Here is a 21,331-nt window from a genome sequence, read left to right as displayed (position 1 = left end):
CGAGGGCGATCGACGCGCTTCGCAGGCGCTATGGCGTCGCTGGACGGACCTGGATGTCGTCGAAGCGTTTCCAGCGATAGATCACGAAGCTGATCGTCCAGGCGGTGGCGAACAGTGCGATGATGAAGAAGCCGAGCAGGTTGAAGCGCCCGCCGAGATCGACCGCGACGTCCCACACGCCACCCGAAAGGCCGAGCTTGTCCGCGAGCAGCGCCGCCGTCTCGATCCCGCCGATCATCACCGCCACCAAAGCGGAAACGGCGGTGATGGTGATGTTGTAGTAGAGCTTGCGGATCGGTCGCACGAACGCCCATTCATAGGCGCCGAGCATCAGGATGCCATCAGCGGTATCGACCAGCGCCATGCCGGCCGCGAACAGTGCCGGGAACACCAGCACCGGCGCGAACGCGAAGCCGTGTGCGGCCTGCGCGGCGGACAGGCCGAGGATGGCGACCTCGGTCGCGGTATCGAAGCCGAGGCCGAACAGGAAGCCGAGCGGCGCCATGTGCCACGGCCGCGTCACCAGCCGGAACAGCGGGCGAAACAGCCGGGAGACGGGGCCGCGCCCGGCCAGCAACACGTCCAGATCGTCCTCGCGGTAGCTGCCACCGGCGCGGACGTGTGCGAACGTCCGCCACACCGAGCGCAGGATGACGAGGTTGATCGCCGCGATGGCGAACAGGAAACCCGCCGAGAAGATCGTCGCGACCACGCTGCCAGCGACCTTGAACGCCTCGAACCGGGTGAGCGCGTTGGCGGTGGCGGCGATCGCCACCGATGTGATCAGGATGACGGTGCTATGCCCGATCGCGAACCACAGTCCGACGGTGACAGGGCGCGTGCCGCCATGCATCAGCTTGCGGGTGACGTTGTCGATCGCGGCGATATGATCGGCGTCGACGGCGTGGCGCAGCCCCAACGTCCAGGCGAGCAGCGCAGTGCCGAGCATAGCGGGCGCAGCGTGGAACAGGCTGCCGGCCCACACCCACGCGCCGGCATTGGCGGCGAGAAGCAGTGCCAGCAGCACGATGATACGCCGCCGGACGCGAGGACGGGAAGCGGAGTCTGTCGTCATCGTACAAGCCTCTTGTAGCCCAGCCAGATCCCGCTGACCGACGTCACCAGCCCCAGCGCCGAGAGCAGCCAGAGCAGAATGTCCCACGCCGGCCGATGCAGCGTGAGCGCGTTGAGATCCCATGTGTGGAGCAGGTCGAATGCCCAGCGATAGACGCGACGGCGCCGGTCGAGCGTGGCGAGCACTTCGCCGGTGGCGGGGTCGATCATCAGCCAGGTGCGCGCCGGATCATCGAAGCGGACACGCAGCACCGGCAGGGCCGGCGGCGCGCCGCGCTCATACCAATATATGTCGGGCGCAGTCAGTCGCTCGACCGCGATGATCGGGGCATCGCCCATCAGCTTGCGGGCCGCCGCGACGATCGCCGCGCGGGGCGGGCGGGCAGGGGCGAGCGTGGTTGGATCGAGCACCTGTCGCTGGCCATCGGGGTATGCGACCGTCAGCTGCGGCACGCCGGCGTGATCGGTCAAGCGAACCTCCACCGCACCTGCCGCCACGTTTCGCAGCCCGGGCAGCGCGACCTTGGGCATCATCCCACCCGAATAGACACGCACCGCCGCTTCGTCCTGATCGGCGGCGCGGAACACATGGCCGGGGTCCACCGACAGCCAGCCGCTGAAGATCCACGCGATAAGGAACACCCCGCCAACCATTCCGGCGACATAATGCCAGAGCAGCCAGCCGTGATACGGCGTCACCCGTCCGCCCTTGAACCGGCGCGCGCCGAGGCGAGTGCGCAGGATGCCGATCCACATACCGGCCACTGCCGCCGCGATGCACGGCCCCGACACCCACAACACGACTTGCCGCCAGGCCGCATTGTCCTGCCGCAAAATGGTCGGATACAGCCAATGCGGTACGGACCCGAGCCAGTTCCAGAACCGCTCGCGGCGGGTCGTTCGCTGTACCACGCCGCCGGTTGTGGAGGAGACATAGAGTTCCGTCCCCGCAGGATCGTCGATCGAGACCTTCCAGAGCGGGCGATGCCGGTCGAACCCGCCTGCCACCGTCCACTGGTCGCGCTCCAATCGCTCGAGACTCGCGACCGGCGCGCGGGCAAAGCGGCGCGCCACGCGCTTGGCGAAAGCGGCATCGACGGGCCGCATCACGGCGCCGCGCGCGGCGGATATCGTGGTTTCGCGCCCATCCCATCCGCCGACGCGCCAGACCGGAACGCCGTCGCGCATTTCCAGCGACAGCGCGCGCTGCATCCTGCCCCGGTCGAGTGGTGGTGGCACGTTCATCACCGACCAATCGATCGGCTCCGCCCGCGCCAACCGTTCCCCGGCCTGCAGCGAGGGATAGGGGACGTAGACCATCACCAGCCCCGACAGGAACCACATCGCGAACAGCAGACAACTCGCGATGCCGATCCAGCGGTGCGTCAGGTAGAGCCAGCGCCGGGCGATGCGCCAGGCGCTAGAAACCGGCACGAAGCGACACATCCACCGAGCGCGGTCGACCGAGCACCCATTGCTGGTCCCCATAGGCGTTGGTCGCGTAATCCTTGTCGAGCAGATTGTAGGCGTGGACATCGACCGCGACGTTGCGTGTCACCGCATAGGACACAGTGGCATCGATCGTCGCGTAACCGGGCAACCGGAAGCGATTGGCATTGTCCGAGAGCTGGCGCCCGACATAGCGGAGGCCGGCGCGCGCCTGGAGTTGGCGGGTGGCGTCCCAGCGCAGCCACAGGTTCGCCATCCGTTCAGGAACATCGGGCGGCGTGTTGCCAGCGAGGTTGTCGCCGCCGGAGCGGAACGCGTCGAACCGCGCATCGAGGATGCTGCCGTTGGCATCGATGCCGAAGCCGTGCGGAAGATCGAGCGACACCGTCGCCTCGATCCCCTTGGCCGACCTTTGCCCGATCTGCTCGACGGGACTCGTCGGCGTGCGTTGCGCGAGCAGCCCTTTCTTGACGATGCGATAGGCGGCGATCGTCGCGGTGCCCCGGCCACCGAGAAACACCGCCTTCGCACCGATCTCGACCTGATCGCCGGTGGCGTTGCTGAACTGGACCTGCCCAGTCGAATAGGTGGTCAGCGTGCCGAGCGGGTCCACCCCGGTGGCATATTGCGCATAGAGCGAGACGGTCTTGATCGGCTGGTAGACGCCGCCGACCCGCCAGGTGGTGTTGGTCAGCGTCTTGTCGAGCGCGAAGCTATCGGCACCCGATGGCGCGATGCTCCAGCGTTTGATGCGATCGCGTTCGTGACGGACGCCGCCGACAATCGAGACATGATCGCCGACCTTCAGCCGGTCCTCGGCGAAAACGGAGACTTCGTCGGTGCGCGTGCGATAGCGTGGTGCGATGCCCTGCGTATCGACGATCACGCCGGGGTCGAAGTCGAACGGGTCCACCACCGAGACCTGCGGGTCCGCACCGAAATTGTGCGAGTAGCGTGTCTTGATGAGGTTCGCATCGAACCCGACGACGAGATCGTTGCCGATGCCGTCGGCAAGGCTTGTCCGCCACGTCGCGCTACCCTGATCGCCCCATTGGGTCTGATCGTGGACGATGCCGGTCATGCCGGTGCGATAGATTTGCCCAGGCGTGGCGGGTTGTTCGTTGAGGCCGCTCGGACAGAAACCATTGGCCCCCACCCAGCAATAGCTTTCCAGATTGAGCCAGGCCCGCTTGCTCGTGAGCCGATACACCTGGTTGCTGAAGGTGAGCGAGCCGCTCGGCGTCCAGTCCACCTGCAGGCTGGTGCGGTTGTCCTGATAGCGGACGTGGCCGTCACGCGTGTTATAGTTGCGGTCGCGGACGGCGGTGTCGAGGCGACCGTCGATCAGCGGCGTGCCGAAATAGCGCATCGGCCGCTGATTACCGTAATCGTCGCGCACGGTGACGACGAGTGTCTCGGTCGGCGTCCAGCGCAACGTGCCGGACAGCGCGTAGCTGCGCGATTGCCCGCGATCGACATAGCCGTCCGAGCGGCGATAGCTGCCATCGATCCGATACGAGAGGCGATCGTTCAAAGGTCCGCCGACGCCGGCGGCGACATGGAAAGTGTTCTGCGATCCATAGCCGATCTCGCCTTCTGCCTCGGTGCGATCGGTGTTGGGCTTGCGCATCACGACGTTGACCGCGCCGCCCAGCGCGCCTTGGCCGTAGAGCACCGACGCAGGGCCGCTCAGAATGTCGATCCGCTGAACCATCCACGGATCGGTCGGGAAGGTAATCGTGCCGGCGACCGGGAACAGCCGCACGCCGTCGATCAGTTGCAGCACCGATCCCTGACCGCTGAACCCGCGCGCGGCCAGCGCGGTGCCGCCGTTGCCGAGGTTGCCGACGTTGCTGATGCCGGGAGCACGGCTCGCCGCCTCGACCACCGACATATCGCCGCGCGCGCGGATCAGGTCGCCGTCGATCGTCGAGAGCGTGGCAGGTGTTTCCAGCGCGGTGAGGCCGAGGCGGCTACCGGTCGTGTTCGGTATCGTCAGGCTCGGTTGCTGGCGCTCGCCTATCACCAGGATATTATCGGCGTCGCTGTTCGTATTCAGCGCGGTCTGCGCGTGCAGTGGCGCGGTAGCGGCCGTGATGGCCAGCGCCGCGCAGCTTGTAAGATATCGCATTCATGGAGTCCCCCGGCGTCGGACGAACCGGGGGGCCTCCGCGTGAGCGACGGCAGCCGCGCCGACCGGACGCCATCGCGACCGTCACGCCTGCCCGTGCGGCCCCCCGCACCTTCGTCGCTCGAACGGAGTTCACCGTGCCGCAGCCATCCCCTGGACCGAAGCAAGAGCGACCCACGCCGGCAGGTCTCCTGGCTCACGGGTCAACGCGACGATGCACGACCTTCCCAAGTCGCTCGGACTCAGTGGCTGCGCCTGTCCCGAGGGATCAGACGCGATGTGCATCGCGCTCGCCGCTTACAGTTGCAGGGACAGCCTCGGCTTAGGGACCAAAGTCCCGTACCGCGTTCCCTTTTAAGCCCCTTGCGGGGCACCAGCGCGATCATAAGGCGAACGATCCTGCGACCGCGCGCCTCGATTCATCTCGTACCGAAACGATCGGGGCCGTGCAAGCAGCGGCTCAGCGTTCGAACACCCTGTCGGCGAGGGGTTCGCGTGCCTGCCAGCCACGCCGTTCGAGTTCGGGGATATCGGAGCCGGTAAGCGGCGTGCCGATACACAGCAGGGCGACGAACGACCAGCGCGCCGGCACGTCGAGCATCGCGGTTACGGCCACGGGATCGAGGATCGAGACCCAGCCCAGCCCAAGCCCGCGCGCGGTGGCGGCCAGCCAAAGCGTATGGATCGCGGTGACGGTGGAATAGCGAAGCGTCTCGGCCATCGTCGCGCGGCCGAGGCCGTGACCCGCCGCCGGATCGTCGTCGCAGAACACCGCCAGCAGTTCGGGCGCCTCGCGCAGACCGTGGAGTTTCAGCGCGCCATAGCGCTCGCGCAGGCCGTCGTCGGTGAAGGCGTCCGCTGCCTCCCGGCTGGCGGCATCGACGTGATCGGCGAGCCGCGCGCGCAAGCCTTCCGACCGGATACGGACGAAGCGCCAAGGCTGAGCGTTGCCGACCGATGGCGCCAGCGCCGCCGTGGCGAGCAGGTGGCGCATGTCGGCTTCGGGTATCGGCGTGGGTTGAAAATGCCGGACGTCGCGTCGCCAGCGGAGCAGGTCATCGAGTTGCGCGAGGAACCCGGCATCGAACGTGGGTTCGGTCATGCGGCGGATCGCTCACGGCGGAGTAGATAGGTATCCATGATCCAGCCATGTTCGGCCCGCAGCGCTGCGCGGCGGGTCACGATCTGCGGACCAGCCTCCGCCAGCGGGCCCGCGATCAGTGCCTGATGCGCCATACCGAGATACGCGCCCCACCAGATCAATACCGCTTCCGGGTCGAGCGTGGTGAAGGCGCACGCCCCATCAAGCATCACCGCGATGGTATCTGCGGCCTCAGGCCAGCCATCGTCGCGCAGCCGACGACCAGTCGTGACGACGATCGGGGCGCCGAGCGTGTTGAGCGGGATCGCGTGCGCGGCGGTGAGTGCCTGCAGGCTGGTGATGCCGGGGACGACATGAACGCGCATCGCCATGCCGCCTGTCTGCAACCGCTCCGCGATCCTCAGCGTGCTGTCGTATAGCGACGGATCGCCCCAGACGAGCAATGCCAGCCGCCCGCCATGCGGCAGATGCCGGGCGATCTGAGCCGCCCATGTCGCGGCGATCGCATCGTGCCAGTCGCCCACGGCGGCGAGATAGTCGCTGCTGTCTGCGCGCACGGGCAGGTCGAACTCGACGACGCGCACGGGCTTGGTCAACACCGTCGCGCAGAGCGTGCGGCGCAGGTCGATCAGGTCTGATTTGGCTTGGCCCTTGCGCGGGAGCAGGATCAGATCGGCCGCGTTCATCGCTGCCTCGGCTTGGCGGGTGAGGTGATCGGGGTTGCCGGTGCCGATGCCGATCAGGTGGAGGTCGATCACGTTTCTTCCTCCATCAGCGGGCCATAGAGGATCAGCGCGGGCGCGGTGCCGATCTCAACGCGCAGGGTTTGCGCCAATGCGGCGATGGTCGAGCGCACGAGCCGCTGGCCGGAATTACCGACATTCTCCGCCAGCAGCGCCGGCGTATCGGGCGACAGGCCGTGATCGACGAGTCGCGCCGCCAGTTCGGCGAAGGTGCGCTTGGGCATGAATACGACTGTTGTCGCATCAGAATCAGCGAGCGCGGCCATGTTGAGGGTGGGCAGGCCGCCGGTGACGTCATGACCGGTGACGAACTGGACGCGCCGGGCGTTCAGCCGGCGCGTCAGTGGAATCGCCGCCGCAGCGGCCGCAGCCGACGCGGAGGTGACTCCTGGCACGATTTCGAACGCGATGCGCGCGGCGCGCAGCGCGAGGATTTCCTCTTCAAGCCGTCCGAAGATCGCGGGGTCGCCCGATTTGAGCCGCACCACGCGCGCGCCGGTGGCGGCATGATCGACCAGCAGCCGCGACACATGCGCCTGAGTGGGCGAGGCGCGCCCGGCACGCTTGCCGACCGCGACGAGGTCCGCGCCGGGCCGGACATGGCTGAGCAATGGCCCCGAGGAGAGATCGTCGAACAGCACGACGTCGGCTGCACCGAGCCGGGCCACCGCCTTCAGCGTCAGCAGTTCGGGATCGCCCGGCCCCGATCCGACGAACGAGACGAACCCGCTCATCGCGCAGGCGCGATCAGATGGAAGAACGTGCCCGACACGCGCCCACGGTACGATCCCGTCTCGTCCACGGCATTTCCGTCGGCATCGGTGACAAACGCGAGCGGTGAATCGGGCTGTTCGAGGATCGTCGAATAGTGAAACTCATGCCCGCGCAGGTCGGTGCCTTCGCCGACGCCCGCCATCGGCGCGCGTAAGGTCGCGCGGCGATAGCCCAAGTGCATCCGCCGCTGCGCATAGCTGGTGACGAGGCCCAGCAGCCCGGCCATGCGGTGCTGCGCGCCATCGGCATCGATCAGCGCCTCGCCCAGCGCCATATAGCCGCCGCACTCGCCATGAACGGCGCGGGTGCGCGCGTGTTCGGCCAGACCGGCGTGGAACGTCGCCGCCGCTGAGAGACGCCCGGCGTGAAGCTCGGGATAGCCGCCCGGCAACCAGACGAGATCGGCGCTCGTATCGGGCGCTTCATCGGCCAGCGGAGAGAAGGGCAGGATTTCCGCGCCCGCGCGCCGCCATGCATCAAGCATGTGCGGATAGGTGAACGAGAAAGCGGCGTCCTGCGCCAGCGCGATACGCTGGGCCGGCGGTGTAAACCGCCACGGTTCGGCGGCGTCTTTGGGGGCAGCGGTGGCGGCGTGGCGCAGCGCGGCGAGATCGACATGCTCGCGCAGGAACGCCGCATAGTCGGCGATGCGCGCGTCGAGATCGGGATGCTCGGCGGCCTGGACAAGCCCGAGATGCCGTTCGGGCAGCTTGAGGTCGCCGCGCCGTGGCAGCGCACCGAACACGCGGATGCCCATCGCCGCCATGCCGCTGCGCGCGAGCCGCTCGTGGCGCGGACTCGCCACCCGGTTGAGGATCACGCCCGCGACCGCCAGATCGGGATCATAGCGCGCGAAGCCGAGCGCCGTCGCGGCGGCGGACTGCGCCTGCCCGGACACGTCGATGACGAGCACGACTGGCCAGCCCATGCGTTTCGCCACATCGGCGGTGGCGCCGTTACCGGCCGCGCCAGGCGTGGCGACGCCATCGAACAGCCCCATCGATCCCTCGGCGAGGACGAAATCGGCATCGCGTCCTTGCGCGACGAGGCTGTGCAGCATCGCCTCCGCCATCGCCCAGCTATCGAGGTTGAACGACCGCCGCCCGCTCGCCGCGCGGTGGAACGCGGGGTCGATATAATCGGGGCCGCTCTTGAACGGCTGGACGGTGAGACCGTCGTCGCGCAACGCGCGCAACAGGCCGAGCATCACCGTGGTCTTGCCGGTGCCGGAGGCCGGTGCGGCGATCATCAATCCGGGTGTCATTCGCGGGTTCCGGCGAAAGGCGAGGCGGCGGTCTGCGGCCGGAAACGACGGTCATACTCGCGCGCGTACAAGCTGCTTTCGGCGAAATCGGCCGGCGCGAGGACCGGGCCGACGAGGATCAGCGCGGTCCGCTCGGGGCCGCCCGCTGCCGCCTGTACCACGGTCGATAAGGTGGCACACACGATCCGCTCGTCAGGCCAACTCGCCCGCCAGACGATCGCAACCGGGCAGTCGCCGCCATATGCGGGAGTCAGATCGGCAATCACGCGGTCGAGCGCGTGGATCGACAAATGGATCGCCAGCGTCGCGCCGGTCGCGGCGAAGGCCGTGAGGGTCTCCGCTGGCGGCATCATGCTCGCGCGGCCCGGTGTGCGGGTCAGCACGACCGATTGGGTGAGGCCGGGCAAGGTCAGTTCGGACTCGAGCGCGGCGGCGGCGGCGGCGAAGGCGGGGACGCCCGGCGTGATGGTGAAGGGGATGCCGAGCGCGCGCAGGCGGCGAAGCTGTTCGCCCATCGCCGACCAGATCGACAGATCGCCCGAATGGAGCCGGGCCACGTCCAGCCCTTGTGCCTGTGCATCGACGATCTCGGCGAGGATCGCGTCGAGCGACAGAGGCGCGGTGTTGACGATCCGCGCGCCCGGCGGGCAATGATCGAGCAGCGCGCGGGGCACCAGCGATCCGGCATAGAGGCAGACCGGCGATGCGGCGATGCGGTCGCGTCCGCGCAACGTCAGCAGATCGGGTGCGCCCGGGCCGGCGCCGATGAAATGGACGGTCATGATTGAAATCCTTCAGCGATGGCGCAGGTCGCCATGCGATCCGGGGAGATGTGGCGCGGCGCTATAAGCCGCGCGCCCGCGCCGGCTGCGGCGAGCGCGGCGGCTTCGGCGACGCTGCCGGTGCCGCGTGCGGAGAGACTAATAGGCGAGCGGGTCGGCGTCTCGACCGCCCGCAATGCCTCCGGCGTCACGACGATCAGCGGCAGTTCGAGCGCTTCGGCGAGAGACGCCAGCAGCGCGGCCTTGTCTGCAGGGGCGGCCAAGGTTGTGACGGGCGGATGGCCGTTCTGCGCCAGCGCGAGCGCCGTGCGTAACGATGCCACATTCGCGCCACTGCGATAGCCGAAGCCGGCGACGATCACAGCGTCACGCTCCACTGCACGATCGGATATTGCGACCGCCATCCCCGCCGCGTGCCAATCGGCGCGGCGTCGGCGAGCTCGATCCGCATCAGCTCGCCACCCATGTCGCCGTGCCAGCGCGCCAGCAGCGCTTCAGATTCGAGCGTCACCGCGTTGGCGACCAGCCGCGTGCCGTGCGGCAGGGTCGTGCGGAGCCATTCGAGCAGCGCGTCCGACAGCCCGCCGCCAACGAAGACCGCGTTGGGCAAGCGCTGGCCGCCAAGCACGTCGGGGGCGCGCCCCTCGATCACATGCAGCCGATCGACGCCGAGCGCGGCGGCATTGTCGCGCGCGCGTGCCGCCCGCGTCGCATCGGCCTCGAACGCCAGCGCCTGTGTCGCGGGATGGGCAAGCAGCCATTCGATCGCGACCGAGCCTGATCCCGTGCCGATGTCCCACAGCATCTCGCCCGGCCTGGGTGCGAGCGCGGAGAGCGTCAGCGCGCGGATCGGGCGCTTGGTGATCTGCCCGTCGTGCGCGAACCAGTCGTCCGGTCGTCCCGACGCTGCCGGCAGGACCGCGCCGGTGCCCGCCACCTCAAGCGCGACCGCGACGGGGTGAAGGATATCCGCGAAATCGCACGCCGCTGCCTGTGTCCGGCGGATGCGTTCGCGTGGGCCGCCGAGCGCCTCCAGCACCCACAGATCGCTCGCGCCGAGCCCGCATGCCGCAAGATAGCGGGCCAGCCCCGCAACCGCCGCGCCGTCGCGTACCAACACGATGGCGCGCGCGCCTTGACTGAGGTGCGGACGCAAACGCTCGAACGGCGCGGCATGCAGCCCGAGGCAGGTGGTCTCCTCGATCGCCCAGCCGAGCCGTGCGGCGGCGAGCGCGAAGGTGGAAGGGGCAGGGTGTGCGACCCATTCGTCGGGCGCGAGATGGCGTGTCACCACCGATCCGGCGCCGAACCAGAACGGGTCGCCCGAAACCAGCATCACCACATTGCTGCCGTGTCGCGCGAGCAGCGGCGCTATGCCATCCGCGAACGGCGCCGGCCAGGGCACGGCGTCGGCGGGCAGATCGGGCAGCAGCGCGAGGTGACGCGCCGCGCCGGTCACCCAATCGGCGCGCGCAATCGCTTCGCGGCTTGCGGCGGAGAGGCCCGCCGGTCCATCCTCGCCGATCCCGACGATCGTCAGCCACGGATTCCGCTCAGTCATGCCGCACATCCTGATCCTCGGCGGCACCACCGAAGCCAGCGCGCTCGCGGTGGCGCTGGCGGAGCGCGGCCTGCGCGCCACGCTCAGCTACGCAGGCCGCGTCGCCAATCCGAAGCCGCAACCGGTGCGCGTTCGGATCGGCGGCTTCGGCGGTATCGATGGCCTTGCCGCGTATCTGCGCGATTCCGGTATCACGCATCTGGTAGATGCCACACACCCGTTTGCCGCGCAGATGAGCGCCCACGCGGTTACCGCTGCGGCGCGGGCCGGCGTCGCGCATCTCGCGCTGACTCGGCCCGCGTGGACGCCAGAGGCCGGTGATCGCTGGCAATACGCCCCAGACATCGCCGGTGCCGTCGCCGCGCTCGCCGGGCCGGCGCGTCGTGTGATGCTCGCGCTCGGGCGGATGCATGTCGATGCCTTCGCGGCTCAGCCGCAGCATCGCTATCTGCTGCGCTTTGTCGATGCCCCGACGGAAACCATCGCCCTGCCGCATCACCACGTCGTGGTCGATCGCGGACCCTTCACCGCAGGGGCCGACACAGCGTTGATGCGCGCACAGGCGATCGATCTCGTCGTCTGCAAGAATGCCGGCGGACGTGGTGCCGAGGCCAAGCTGACCGCCGCGCGCGTGTTGGGGCTGCCCGTGCTGATGATCGACCGTCCGCGACTGCCCGAGCGAACGGAAGTCCATGACGTCGCCGCCGTGCTGCGCTGGATCGATCACGCCGCCGACCGGGGCGTGTAGAGGAAGCGCGTTCCCGCGATCACGCGCGTCTGGCTTGAGCCGATGATGACGACCGTTCGCATGTCCGCCATTTCGGCGCGCGCCTCGGGCAACGGTACGATCCGCAGATGTTCCTCGGGCGTCGAGACCGCGCGGGCGAACAGCACCGGGCGATCGTCCGCGCACACCGCTCGCACAATCGCGAACGCCGCCGTCAACCCATCCGGCCGCGCCTTGGATCGTGGATTGTAGCAAGCAATCGCGAAATCCGCCTCGGCCGCGAGCCGGATGCGCCGGTCGATCACCGCTTGCGGCTTGAGATTGTCCGACAGGTTGATCGCGCAGAAATCATGGCCGAGCGGCGCGCCCGCGCGCGCGGCGGCAGCGAACATCGCCGAGATGCCGGGCAGCACGCGGATGTCGATCGCGCGCCATTCGGGCGGGCCTTGCTCTACGCCCTCGAACACCGCCGCCGCCATCGCGAAGACGCCCGGGTCGCCCGACGACACCACCACCACCCGCCGCCCCGCCAATGCCAGATCGAGCCCGTGGCGCGCGCGGTCCAATTCGACGCGATTGTCGGACGGATGCAGCGTCAGCCCAGCGCGCGGCGCCACCCGTGCGACATAGGGAATGTAGCCGATCACGTCGGTCGCTTCCGCCAGCGCAGCGGTGACTTCGGGCGTGACCAGCGCCGCGTCGCCGGGGCCGAGGCCGGCGATGGCGAGCCAACCGCTCACGGCCGGCGCCCCTGGCCGTGGATGAGCAGGATCGAGAAATACGGCGCGACCCTATCCGCATCGCAGAGGCGGGTGACGCGCTGGTCGGGCATCGCGGCATGCTCGACCAGCCACGCGCCTTCCTCGCGCCCGGCGGCGGCGACCGCGCGGCGCAGCTTGTCGAGATGGCGGCCGATCTTCATCACCACCAACGCATCGGTATCGCGGATGCGGCGGACGAGATCGGCCTCGGGCAAGGTCGCGGTCAGCACGGTCAGCACGTCGTCGCCCCAGGTGATCGGCGTGTCGGTGGCGGTCCAGGCGCCCGACATGCCGGTCATCCCCGGCACCACCCGCACCGGCACGATTCCGGTCAGCCGGCTGTGGAGGTGCATGAACGATCCGTAGAAGAACGGGTCACCCTCGCACAGCACCACCACGTCTTCGCCCGCCTCTGACAGCTTGGCGAGATGCCGCGCGCAGTCAGCGTAGAAGCCGCTGAGGTGTGCGTTGTAGCTCGGATCGGTGGTCGCGATCTCGGTGGTGACGGGATATTCCATCGCGAACTCGGTCGCGTCGGCGCGGAGCATGCCATCGACGATCCGCCGTGCCTGCCCGGACCGGCCCGCCTTGCGGAAAAAGGCGATATGGCGCGCGCCGCGCACCAGCCGGTCGGCGCGCACGCTCATCAGATCCTGCGCGCCGGGGCCGAGGCCGACACCGTGGATGATGCCGGGCGTCATTCTGCGCGGCTCGCCAGCGCGTTGATCGCCGCGACGGTGATCGCGCTGCCGCCCATTCGCCCTTCGACGATCACGCAGGGCACGGGCTGTTCGGCCCAGAGCGCCGCCTTGGACTCCACAGCGCCGACGAACCCGACCGGACAGCCAATGATCGCGGCGGGGCGGGGGCACGCCGGGTCTTCGAGCATGTTGAGAAGATGGAACAAAGCCGTAGGCGCATTGCCGATCGCGACCAACGCGCCGGCGAGATGCGGTCTCCAGAGTTCCAGCGCGGCGGCGGAGCGTGTGTTGCGCATCGTGCGTGCCAGCTCGGGCGTTTCGGGCGCGTGGAGCGTACAGATCACCGGATTGTCGGCGGGCAGGCGCGCACGCGTGATGCCTTCTGTGACCATGCGGGCGTCGCACAGGATCGATGCACCCCGCTCCAGTGCGGCGCGCGCGGCGTTAGCGAAGTCGGGTGAGAAGCGGATGTGCGCCGCCAGATCGACCAGCCCGGTGGCGTGGATCATGCGGACCGCGACCTGCTCCTCCTCCGCGCTGAAGCGCGACAGCGCCGCTTCGGCGCGGATGGTGGCGAAGGACTGGCGATAGATCGCCGCGCCATCGGTTTCATAAACGTGCGGCATCAGACAGTTCCGAAATAGGTCAGGACTTGGGAAGCGCTCAACCCCGACAGCATGGGTGTCGCGTCGGCGCGGGCATCGAAGGCGAGATCGTAGCGCCCGCCACGCCCGGTCAGCATGACGTCGGCCGGGGCCGCGCGGGCGCACCCCTTCGCGCACCCCGAGACGTGGAGCCGGCCAGCGATCAGCGGTGCGAGCCGCGTGGCGAGATTGCGCGTTTCGACGCTCGCTTGCGGGCAGGCGGGTGCGCCCACGCAGGCATCGGTGGGGAGGTGGACGTTGGTGTTGGACGCGTGTGCCACCCCTTCGAGGAGGACGATCCGCCACGGCGTGGTGCGGATCGCGCGCGCGTCTGAGGCGCGGAAGGTTTCAGCGTCGATGCGCCCAAATGGCAGCCCTTGCGCCGCGCCGAGATCGTGACGTCCCGCCGTCAATCCCGCTGGGGGCGGGGCGGGGCGTTCCGACCCGTTTGCCCAGCCCGGCAGCGGCGCGCGATGACGTGCCATCCGCCCGGCATCACAGCCTCCGGTGGCGACGAACCACTTGGTCAGCGCGATCAGCGCATCGACCTCGCTGCCGGGGGGCAAAGCGACGCCGCTTTCCCGCCCGTCCGCGCGCAGGATCAGTCCACCTTCGGCACCGCGCTCGATACGAAAATCGGCGGGATCGGCGTGCAAAGCCGGCGCCGGCCCGGCGTCTATCGCGAAACCGACTTTGCCCGGCAGGTCGGGAAGCTCGCTGAGCCGGCGTTCCAGTTCGGCGGCGATGCGGTGGGTGTCGTCGCTCACCGTCCATTCGGGCGCAACGAGGATGGCGCGTCGCGCCTCTCGCGCCGGATCGGGATCGACCAGGCCGAGCGCGACCAGCTTTGCGACCAGCGGCTCCAAACCATGTTCAGTGACACCGCGGATTTGCAGATTGGCGCGGTTGGTCATGTCGATCTGGCCGTTGCCCCAAGCGAGCGCGGCGTCGCACAGCCCGAGCATCTGCTCGCGCGTCAGCCGCCCGAGCTGCGGGCGAACGCGCACCAGCAGGCCGTCGCCGGCCGCCATCGGCCGCCACGCTGTCGGGCACCAGCCACGGATCATGCGGTGCCGTCCAACGTGGCGAGGATCGAGTTACGCCGCGTTTGCCACAGGCCCGCCGCATGGAGCGCGGCGAAACGCGCCTGCATCGCCGCCAGCGCCGCCGGGTTGGCGGCGGCCATGAACGCGCGGACATCGTCGCGCGCCAGCGTCGCATCGTAATACAGATCAATCGATTCGGGCGTCACCACGCCGGCGAGATGCGCGAACGCGCCGAGGTGATCGAGCGTGGCGGCAAGCTCCGCCGCGCCGCGAAAGCCGTGGCGCATTATGCCCGCCACCCAGCCGGGATGGGCGGCGCGGGCACGGACCACGCGGGCGATCTCCTCGGCCAGCGGACGCGCGCGGGGACGGTCGGGATCGGTCGCGTCGAGATGGTACAGCGTGGCGGTGCCGCCGGTCACGCCCTGCGCGGCCGCGAAGCCTGCCTCATGCGCGGCATAGTCGGCGGCGAGCAACAGGTCGGTTTCGGGCAGATCCTGTACGTGGAGGAACGTGTCGGCGGCGGCGACGCGCTGACGCAGGCCCGCCGGATCGGCGTGATCGGTCGCGCTATCGAGCGCATGCGACGAAGCGGCGAGCCACGCTTCGCCCGCGCTGTGGCGCGCTTCGGGCGTGTAGATGTCGGCAGCGTCGCCGATGCCGACACCGTAGCGGCCCGGCGCGGGGCCATAGACGCGCGGGGTGGGCGCCGTGCCGACGAACGGATTCCGATCCGTTGGCTCGTCACGAGCGGCAATCGCGCGAACCGCCTGCCCGAACATCGCGCACAATGTCGGGAAGGCATCGCGGAATAGCCCGGACACGCGCAACGTCACGTCGATGCGCGGCCGGTCGAGCATCGCCAGCGGCAGGATCTCGACACCGGTCACGCGGTCCGAACCCATATCCCACACCGGCTCAGCGCCGAGCAGATGGAGCGCCATCGCGAATTCCTCGCCCGCCGTTCGCATCGTCGCCGATCCCCACAGATCGACCACCAATCCCGTGGGGTAGTCGCCCTGATCCTGGAGATGGCGGCGGATCAGTTCGTCGGCAAGCCGTACGCCCTGCGCATGCGCCGATCGCGAGGGCACCGCGCGCGGATCGGTGGTGTAGAGGTTGCGCCCGGTTGGCAGCACGTCGCGCCGCCCGCGCCAGGGTGATCCCGACGGACCCGGCGGTACGCGCCGCCCGTCGAGCGCAGCAAGCAGCCCGGCGCGTTCCGCCGCGCCCTGATCGCCGCGTCCGAACACATGGAGTCCGTCACCGAACTGGCCGTCCTTCACGTCGCAGACGAACGTGTCGATCCGGGTGATCGCTTCCGCATCCGAGCGGGCGGTGTCGAGACCGAGCACGCTTTCCAGCCCGAGTGCCTCGGCTTCGTCGCGGATATCGCCGCGCAGGCGCGCACGGCGCGGCGGATCGAGTCCATCCGCGTTGGAAAATTCATCGAGCAGCGCTTCCAGCCGGCCCAGCCCAACGCCGCTGCCGCTGCGTTCCAGCGGCGGGGGCACATGGCCGATCGTGACCGCGCCGATGCGGCGCTTGGCCTGCGCGGCCTCGCCGGGATCGTTGACGATGAAGGGGTAGATGACCGGCATCGCCCCCGTGAGCGCCTCCGGCCAGCAGTCGCCTGACAGCGCGACCGCCTTGCCGGGCAACCATTCCAGCGTGCCATGCGCGCCGACATGGACCACAGCATCGGCGCGCGCGTGGAGCCACAGATAGAAGGCGACATAGCCGTGGCGCGGGCAACGCGACAGATCGTGATATTCCGCCGTCCGCGCTGCCAAGCCGCCACGTTCAGGCTGAAGCGCGACGATGCTGCCGCCGACTTCGATTGCGGCAAACCGGAATAGGGTGCCGACGACAGCGGGATCATCCTCGGGCCGACCCCATGCGGAGGCGAGATCGGCTTGCAACACCGCCGGCAAGCGCGAGAGCGCCGCGCGATAGTCGGCGATCGGCCATTCCAGCCACCGTGATCCGAGCGCTCCAGGCACGTCGGTGGCGGGCAGGGTCGCATAGCCGGCGTCCGCCAGATCGTTCAGCATCGCCTCAACCGAGGCGAAGGCGTCGAGGCCAACGGCATGCGCCATCTGGTGCGCCTTGCCGGGATAGGTCGACAGGATGATGGCGAGGCGGCGTTCGACTGTGGGCGTTGCCGCAAGACTGATCCAGCCGTCGACGCGCGCCGCGATAGCGTCGATCCGCGCCGGATCGGCACGATGTTCGCGGCGGGCATATTGCAGGTCGGGATCGCGCGTCGCGCTGTCCTTGAAACTCGCCACGCCGGCGAACAGACGGCCATCGACCTCGGGCAGCACGACGTGCATCGCCAGATCGGCGGGCGAGAGGCCGCGCGGCGCGTCGATCCACGCTTCCCGGTCGGAGGTGGCGAGCGCGATCTGGAACACCGGCACCCCTGCGCCGTCGAGCGGGGTTTCGCCGCTCTCGTCGCGTGCGGAGAAAGCGGTCGCGTTGACGATCGCGGCCGGTGCCAGCGCCGTCACCCACCGGCGCAGCCAGCCCCGCGCCTCGACATCCTTGAGCGACGGCGCGAACAGTCCGAGCACATCATACCCACGCGCGCCGAACGCCGCGTGCAGCGTGGCGATCGGATCGAGATCGGCTGCGGTCAGATATGAGCGGTAGAAGACGATCAGGATACGCGGTCGCGCCGCCGTCATCGCGAATGCGGCAGGGCAGGCGACGCCGTGATCCGGCGACCATCCGCCCACCGCCGCGATGGCGCGCGCAGCCTGTCCGGGTTTGACAGACAGACCCGCCGCCAGCGCAAATTGGGCGAGTGCGGCCCGCGCCGCCGCTGCGCCGCCGATATCGCAAAGCTGCGCGAGCCGGCGCAGCGTGGAGACCGGCATCGTCGACGCGGCGTCGAGCCGGGAGTCCGGTCGCCCGTCCGCTGGAATGACCGCCAGCGCGATGCCGCGCTGGCGCGCCAGCATCTCCACCTGTTGCAACCCATAAGACCAATAGGCCGTGCCGCCGATCAGCCGGATCAATATGCCCTTGGCGGCGCCGAGTGTGCGTTCGACATAGGTATCGACCGAGAGCGGGTGCGTCAGTTCGGCGAGGTTGGCGAGCCGCAAGGTCGGCACCCCGCCATCACCCACCTCCGCCATCATTGCGCGCCACCCGGCCGCGAACGCGCCGAGATCGCTGTCCGAGAACGACAGCACCACGAGATCGGCGGCATCCTGCCCCAGATCGCGTGGCGTGGCGCTCTCCTCCAGCCCGTGCGTTTCACGGAAGATGACGTGCATCGCCGGATCAGACCGTCAGCGCGGCCCGGATCGCAGTCGGATCGAGCCGGTCGCGCTCGGCGATGACGACCAGCCGGGTGCGCCGCGGTTCGTCGCCGCGCCAGGGCCGGTCGTAATGCGTCCGAACCCGCGCGCCGACCGCCTGCACCAGAAGCCGCATCGGCTTGCCGGCGACGGCGGCGTAGCCCTTCACCCGCAGCACATCGCCGCCCTGTCCCAGCGTTTCGATGCGCTTCGCCAGATCGTCCGGCGCGGCGATCTCACCGAAATCCACGACGACGCTGTCGAAATCGTCATGCTCGTGTTCGTCCTCACCGTCATGATGCGAGGGGCGTCCGGCGATATCATCCTCCGCCGCCGCGCCGATGCCGAGCACGACGCGAGGATCGATCACGCCGTCGACCATCTCAACCACCGGCAGCGGCTTGCGCGTCTCGGCGGCGATCACCGCGCGGGCAGCGGCGATGCCGTCGGGGCCGGCGAGGTCGCACTTGGTCAGCAGCACCATGTCGGCGCAGGCGAGCTGATCCTCGAACACCTCGGACAGCGGTGTTTCGTGATCGATGCTCGGATCGGAGGCGCGTTGCGCGTCGAGCGCGGTCAGGTCGGGTGCGAAACGCCCGGCCGCGACCGCCTCGGCATCGGCCAGCGTGATCACGCCATCGACGGTGATGCGGGATCGGATCGCGGGCCAGTCGAAGGCCTTGAGCAGGGGCTTGGGCAGCGCGAGGCCCGATGTCTCGATCAGGATGTGATCGGGCCGGGGGTCGAGCGCGAGCAGCGTCTCCACGGTGGGAATGAAATCGTCGGCGACGGTGCAACAGATGCAGCCATTGGCCAGTTCGACGATATTCTCGGCCGGGCAATCGGGGATCGCGCAGCCCTTCAGGATATCGCCATCGACGCCCAGGGTGCCAAATTCGTTGACCACCACCGCCAGCCGACGCCCGCCGGATTCCCGGATCAAATGGTTGATCAGCGTCGTCTTGCCAGCGCCCAGAAAGCCGGTGACGATGGTTACGGGAACCTTGGATAAATCGGACATGCTCTTCCCCACGGCGCAAGCAACGACCGGCGGGGACCGATATCGGTCGGCGCGCAACGACGGACAGGCGCCGAATGCCGCCCGCGCCACGCACCGATGCAGCCCCAGCCGCACAGGCTCGTCGCTCAGACGGAGAACCGTGCCGCAGCCATCCCCTGGGCCGAAGCAAGAGCGACCATATCGCCGGCAGGTCTCCTGGCTTGCGGGTCAACGCTGCGGCATCGCCTTCCCAGAGGACGCATCCGCAGATGCGCCGATCCAGTGGCTGCTCCCGAAAGAGCCTGATGCCGTCGCTCACCGCTCACAGTTGCAGGGACAGCCGCGGTTTTGGGGCGAACCCCGCACCGCATTCCCATTCAAGCCCCTCGCGGGGCACCGGCGCGATCATCAAGACCCGATCATGGGCCTCGGCGTTGCATCTAACGCAAGCGTTACGGCTTGCCAATTCTCGATTTCCGCCGGTCCGGCTCATGCCCCGTCGAGCAGAACGAGCGCGACGCCTTGCCGGGCGAGCGGCACGTCGAGCGTCGCCGCGCCGGCCTTGCCGCGCGCGATGCTCACGGTTTCCGGGTGCATCCGCGAGGCGGCTTCCAGCGCCGCGTATTGCGCGGCGTTCGGGGCCTGTGGAGACCCCATCTTTTGCCATGCCGCGAAGGCGTTGGCGTGGGTGGGGTCGACACGCCACACGGTCGCCGCCGCGGGTGTGTTTCGCAAGCCGTTCAGGGCAATGTGGATCTGCGCGTCGGGGCCGGCAAGATCGTCATCGTGATAATGCCACACCAGCACGGCGAGCTTGCCGTTGGCAGCGCGCGTGGCGAGCGTGCCGACATCCGGGGTGCCGCGCACGCCGTCCGCCATCACGCTTTCGAGCGGGATTTCCGCGCTGCTGGTGCTCGCCAACCGCGTCTCGCCAAGCTTCGCGAACAGGCGGAATACGTTGAGCACGGGCAGATCGACGCCATTGGTAGCAAGCTGGCGATAGCCGGCGAACCACGGCTGGCCCTCGAACTCGAACGACCAGGAGACGATGCCGGCGAGGTTGATCTTGCGCTTGGCCGCCAGTTCCCAGATCCGCGCAAAGCTGGCGGCGGTGTAGCTCGAATACATCGTGCCGTTGCGATAGGCGTTCTCCGGGCCGGGGCAGGCGGCGCAGCCTTCGGGATCGCTCTCGCCGATCACCACCGGCTTGGCGGCCAGGCTCGGAACCGACAGCACCTTGGTAAAGCCGCCGTCCGCCGCCATCAGGTGCGTGGCTAGTCCCATGCGGACATGGCCATCGACAATGCTCGGCTTGCCCTTGGCGTGGAACGAGAGGAAGTCGGTCGGGGTGCCGATCTGCCCGGTCGCATAGTTCCTGCCGGAGGTGACGTGCTGAAGGAAGCCGTCCATGAAGGTGCCGCCCGCGCCCGCCACGTCAGGCCCGCCGACGCGCGCGCTCGGCAGGGCGCGGCGCACGCCGGCGATGGCGTAATCGTGCATCTTGTAGAAATCTTCAGGCGTGCCGCGCCAGTAGAAGTCGAGATTGGGTTCGTTCCAGACCTCGAAAAACCAGCGCTCGACTTCGGCGCGACCGTAGCGCTCGACGTTGTGGCGAGTCCATTGATAGACCAGTTCACCCCATTTCGCGTAATCCTTGGGCGGGTAGCTCCAGCCGGTCGCAATCTTCCCGTAATCGACGCCGGGCTTCCAGTTGTGGCGGTAAGGCAAGCCCGCCGGTGCGCTCGACAGTGCCTCGGGCATGAAGCCGATCTGGAGATAGGGGTGGATGCCCTGTGCGCGGTACGTATCGATGATGCCGTCGACGATCGTCCAGTCATAGACCGGCTTGCCGGCCTTGTCCTCGGTATAGGCGTTGGTGCTGCCCCATTTGAAGGCTGCGGTGCCGTCGCCGCTGGTCAGCAGATTGTGCGCGCGGAAATAGACGTGGCCGGACTTGAGCGCGCCGAGTTCGACCAGCAGTTTGCGGCCGTCCTTCATCGTCGCGTAGTTCGGCTCGTCGGCGCCGAAGAACCGCCACGTCGGCCGTAACGTGCCGACGCTGCGGCTGGCGTCGATCATGACGGAGACCTGGCGTGGTGTGCCGTCCTGCGCGAGCGCGGGGAAGGGGAGACCTGCCAGTGCAAAGGTCGCCGCGATCGTTTTCCAGATCGTCATCATTAATCCTCTCCCGTCGCGCCGTGATCGCGGCTGCGAGGTTATCGGTATATCGCAAATAACGCTGCCGCCAGAACATGTTCCGATTT

Annotated in this window: 18 protein-coding genes and 2 riboswitches; of the genes, 1 reads left to right on the top strand and 17 read right to left on the bottom strand. The window is 68.7% G+C overall.

The annotated features are described in order from the left end of the window. Positions 1 to 28: 28 nt before the first annotated feature. From EWE75_RS02940 to cbiE, 10 genes are all read right to left on the bottom strand, one after another. Positions 29 to 1,075, bottom strand: a complete 1,047-nt coding sequence (locus tag EWE75_RS02940; protein WP_130155203.1) for a HoxN/HupN/NixA family nickel/cobalt transporter — start codon at positions 1,073 to 1,075, stop codon at positions 29 to 31. Beyond that, positions 1,072 to 2,508 (bottom strand): PepSY domain-containing protein, encoded by a 1,437-nt coding sequence (locus EWE75_RS02935; RefSeq protein WP_231708177.1) that lies wholly within the window; start codon positions 2,506 to 2,508, stop codon positions 1,072 to 1,074. Before EWE75_RS02935 ends, EWE75_RS02940 begins: the two co-directional genes overlap by 4 nt. Continuing rightward, positions 2,495 to 4,654 (bottom strand): TonB-dependent receptor, encoded by a 2,160-nt coding sequence (locus tag EWE75_RS02930; RefSeq protein WP_130155202.1) that lies wholly within the window; start codon positions 4,652 to 4,654, stop codon positions 2,495 to 2,497. Before EWE75_RS02930 ends, EWE75_RS02935 begins: the two co-directional genes overlap by 14 nt. A gap of 164 nt (positions 4,655 to 4,818) precedes the next feature. Beyond that, positions 4,819 to 5,047, bottom strand: a riboswitch (cobalamin riboswitch). Positions 5,048 to 5,114: 67 nt separating this feature from the next. After that, entirely contained in the window at positions 5,115 to 5,756 is a 642-nt protein-coding gene (gene bluB / locus EWE75_RS02925; RefSeq protein WP_130155201.1) for a 5,6-dimethylbenzimidazole synthase, read from the bottom strand. After that, positions 5,753 to 6,514: a precorrin-6A synthase (deacetylating) gene (gene cobF, locus EWE75_RS02920; protein WP_130155200.1), complete on the bottom strand. Its 762-nt coding sequence runs from the start codon at positions 6,512 to 6,514 to the stop codon at positions 5,753 to 5,755. The genes bluB and cobF overlap by 4 nt, the downstream gene beginning before the upstream one ends. Further along, positions 6,511 to 7,233: a uroporphyrinogen-III C-methyltransferase gene (cobA, locus tag EWE75_RS02915; protein WP_130155199.1), complete on the bottom strand. Its 723-nt coding sequence runs from the start codon at positions 7,231 to 7,233 to the stop codon at positions 6,511 to 6,513. The genes cobF and cobA overlap by 4 nt, the downstream gene beginning before the upstream one ends. Continuing rightward, positions 7,230 to 8,537: a cobyrinic acid a,c-diamide synthase CobB gene (locus tag EWE75_RS02910; RefSeq protein WP_130155198.1), complete on the bottom strand. Its 1,308-nt coding sequence runs from the start codon at positions 8,535 to 8,537 to the stop codon at positions 7,230 to 7,232. Before EWE75_RS02910 ends, cobA begins: the two co-directional genes overlap by 4 nt. Beyond that, positions 8,534 to 9,319, bottom strand: coding sequence for a precorrin-4 C(11)-methyltransferase (gene cobM / locus EWE75_RS02905; RefSeq protein WP_130155197.1), 786 nt, complete (start codon positions 9,317 to 9,319; stop codon positions 8,534 to 8,536). The genes EWE75_RS02910 and cobM overlap by 4 nt, the downstream gene beginning before the upstream one ends. Beyond that, entirely contained in the window at positions 9,316 to 9,696 is a 381-nt protein-coding gene (locus EWE75_RS02900) for a cobalamin biosynthesis protein (RefSeq protein WP_427915762.1), read from the bottom strand. Before EWE75_RS02900 ends, cobM begins: the two co-directional genes overlap by 4 nt. After that, on the bottom strand, positions 9,678 to 10,880 hold the full coding sequence (gene cbiE / locus EWE75_RS02895; RefSeq protein ID WP_130155196.1) for a precorrin-6y C5,15-methyltransferase (decarboxylating) subunit CbiE: 1,203 nt from the start codon (positions 10,878 to 10,880) through the stop codon (positions 9,678 to 9,680). Before cbiE ends, EWE75_RS02900 begins: the two co-directional genes overlap by 19 nt. On the opposite strand from cbiE, the gene EWE75_RS02890 reads away from it, so the two are divergent. Continuing rightward, a complete protein-coding gene (locus tag EWE75_RS02890) occupies positions 10,879 to 11,628 on the top strand; it encodes a cobalt-precorrin-6A reductase (protein ID WP_130155195.1) in 750 nt (249 codons plus the stop codon). The two genes, cbiE and EWE75_RS02890, sit on opposite strands and share 2 nt — an antisense overlap. On the opposite strand, the gene cobJ is transcribed toward EWE75_RS02890, so the two are convergent. From cobJ to EWE75_RS02855, 7 genes are all read right to left on the bottom strand, one after another. Beyond that, the gene (gene cobJ, locus EWE75_RS02885) at positions 11,604 to 12,347 is read right to left on the bottom strand and encodes a precorrin-3B C(17)-methyltransferase (protein ID WP_130155194.1); all 744 of its coding nucleotides are present in this window, start codon (positions 12,345 to 12,347) and stop codon (positions 11,604 to 11,606) included. The genes EWE75_RS02890 and cobJ overlap by 25 nt on opposite strands. After that, positions 12,344 to 13,069: a precorrin-2 C(20)-methyltransferase gene (gene cobI / locus EWE75_RS02880; RefSeq protein ID WP_130155193.1), complete on the bottom strand. Its 726-nt coding sequence runs from the start codon at positions 13,067 to 13,069 to the stop codon at positions 12,344 to 12,346. The genes cobJ and cobI overlap by 4 nt, the downstream gene beginning before the upstream one ends. Beyond that, positions 13,066 to 13,695 carry a precorrin-8X methylmutase gene (locus EWE75_RS02875; protein WP_130155192.1) on the bottom strand — a complete coding sequence of 210 codons (630 nt, stop codon included), beginning with the start codon at positions 13,693 to 13,695 and terminating at the stop codon, positions 13,066 to 13,068. Before EWE75_RS02875 ends, cobI begins: the two co-directional genes overlap by 4 nt. Then, entirely contained in the window at positions 13,695 to 14,780 is a 1,086-nt protein-coding gene (locus EWE75_RS02870) for a cobalamin biosynthesis protein CobG (protein WP_231708176.1), read from the bottom strand. The genes EWE75_RS02875 and EWE75_RS02870 overlap by 1 nt, the downstream gene beginning before the upstream one ends. Next, on the bottom strand, positions 14,777 to 18,043 hold the full coding sequence (gene cobN / locus EWE75_RS02865) for a cobaltochelatase subunit CobN (RefSeq protein WP_130155191.1): 3,267 nt from the start codon (positions 18,041 to 18,043) through the stop codon (positions 14,777 to 14,779). Before cobN ends, EWE75_RS02870 begins: the two co-directional genes overlap by 4 nt. A 7-nt stretch (positions 18,044 to 18,050) precedes the next feature. Further along, a complete protein-coding gene (gene cobW, locus EWE75_RS02860; protein ID WP_130155190.1) occupies positions 18,051 to 19,088 on the bottom strand; it encodes a cobalamin biosynthesis protein CobW in 1,038 nt (345 codons plus the stop codon). A gap of 168 nt (positions 19,089 to 19,256) precedes the next feature. Further along, a riboswitch (cobalamin riboswitch) is annotated at positions 19,257 to 19,483 on the bottom strand. Between the two features lie 73 nt (positions 19,484 to 19,556). Then, positions 19,557 to 21,242, bottom strand: coding sequence for a GH39 family glycosyl hydrolase (locus EWE75_RS02855; protein ID WP_130155189.1), 1,686 nt, complete (start codon positions 21,240 to 21,242; stop codon positions 19,557 to 19,559). Positions 21,243 to 21,331: the final 89 nt, after the last annotated feature.

This window comes from Sphingomonas populi, assembly GCF_004208535.1.
In the GTDB taxonomy this organism is placed as follows: Bacteria; Pseudomonadota; Alphaproteobacteria; order Sphingomonadales; family Sphingomonadaceae; genus Sphingomonas; species Sphingomonas populi.
This window is presented reverse-complemented; position numbering and strand designations above follow the sequence as displayed.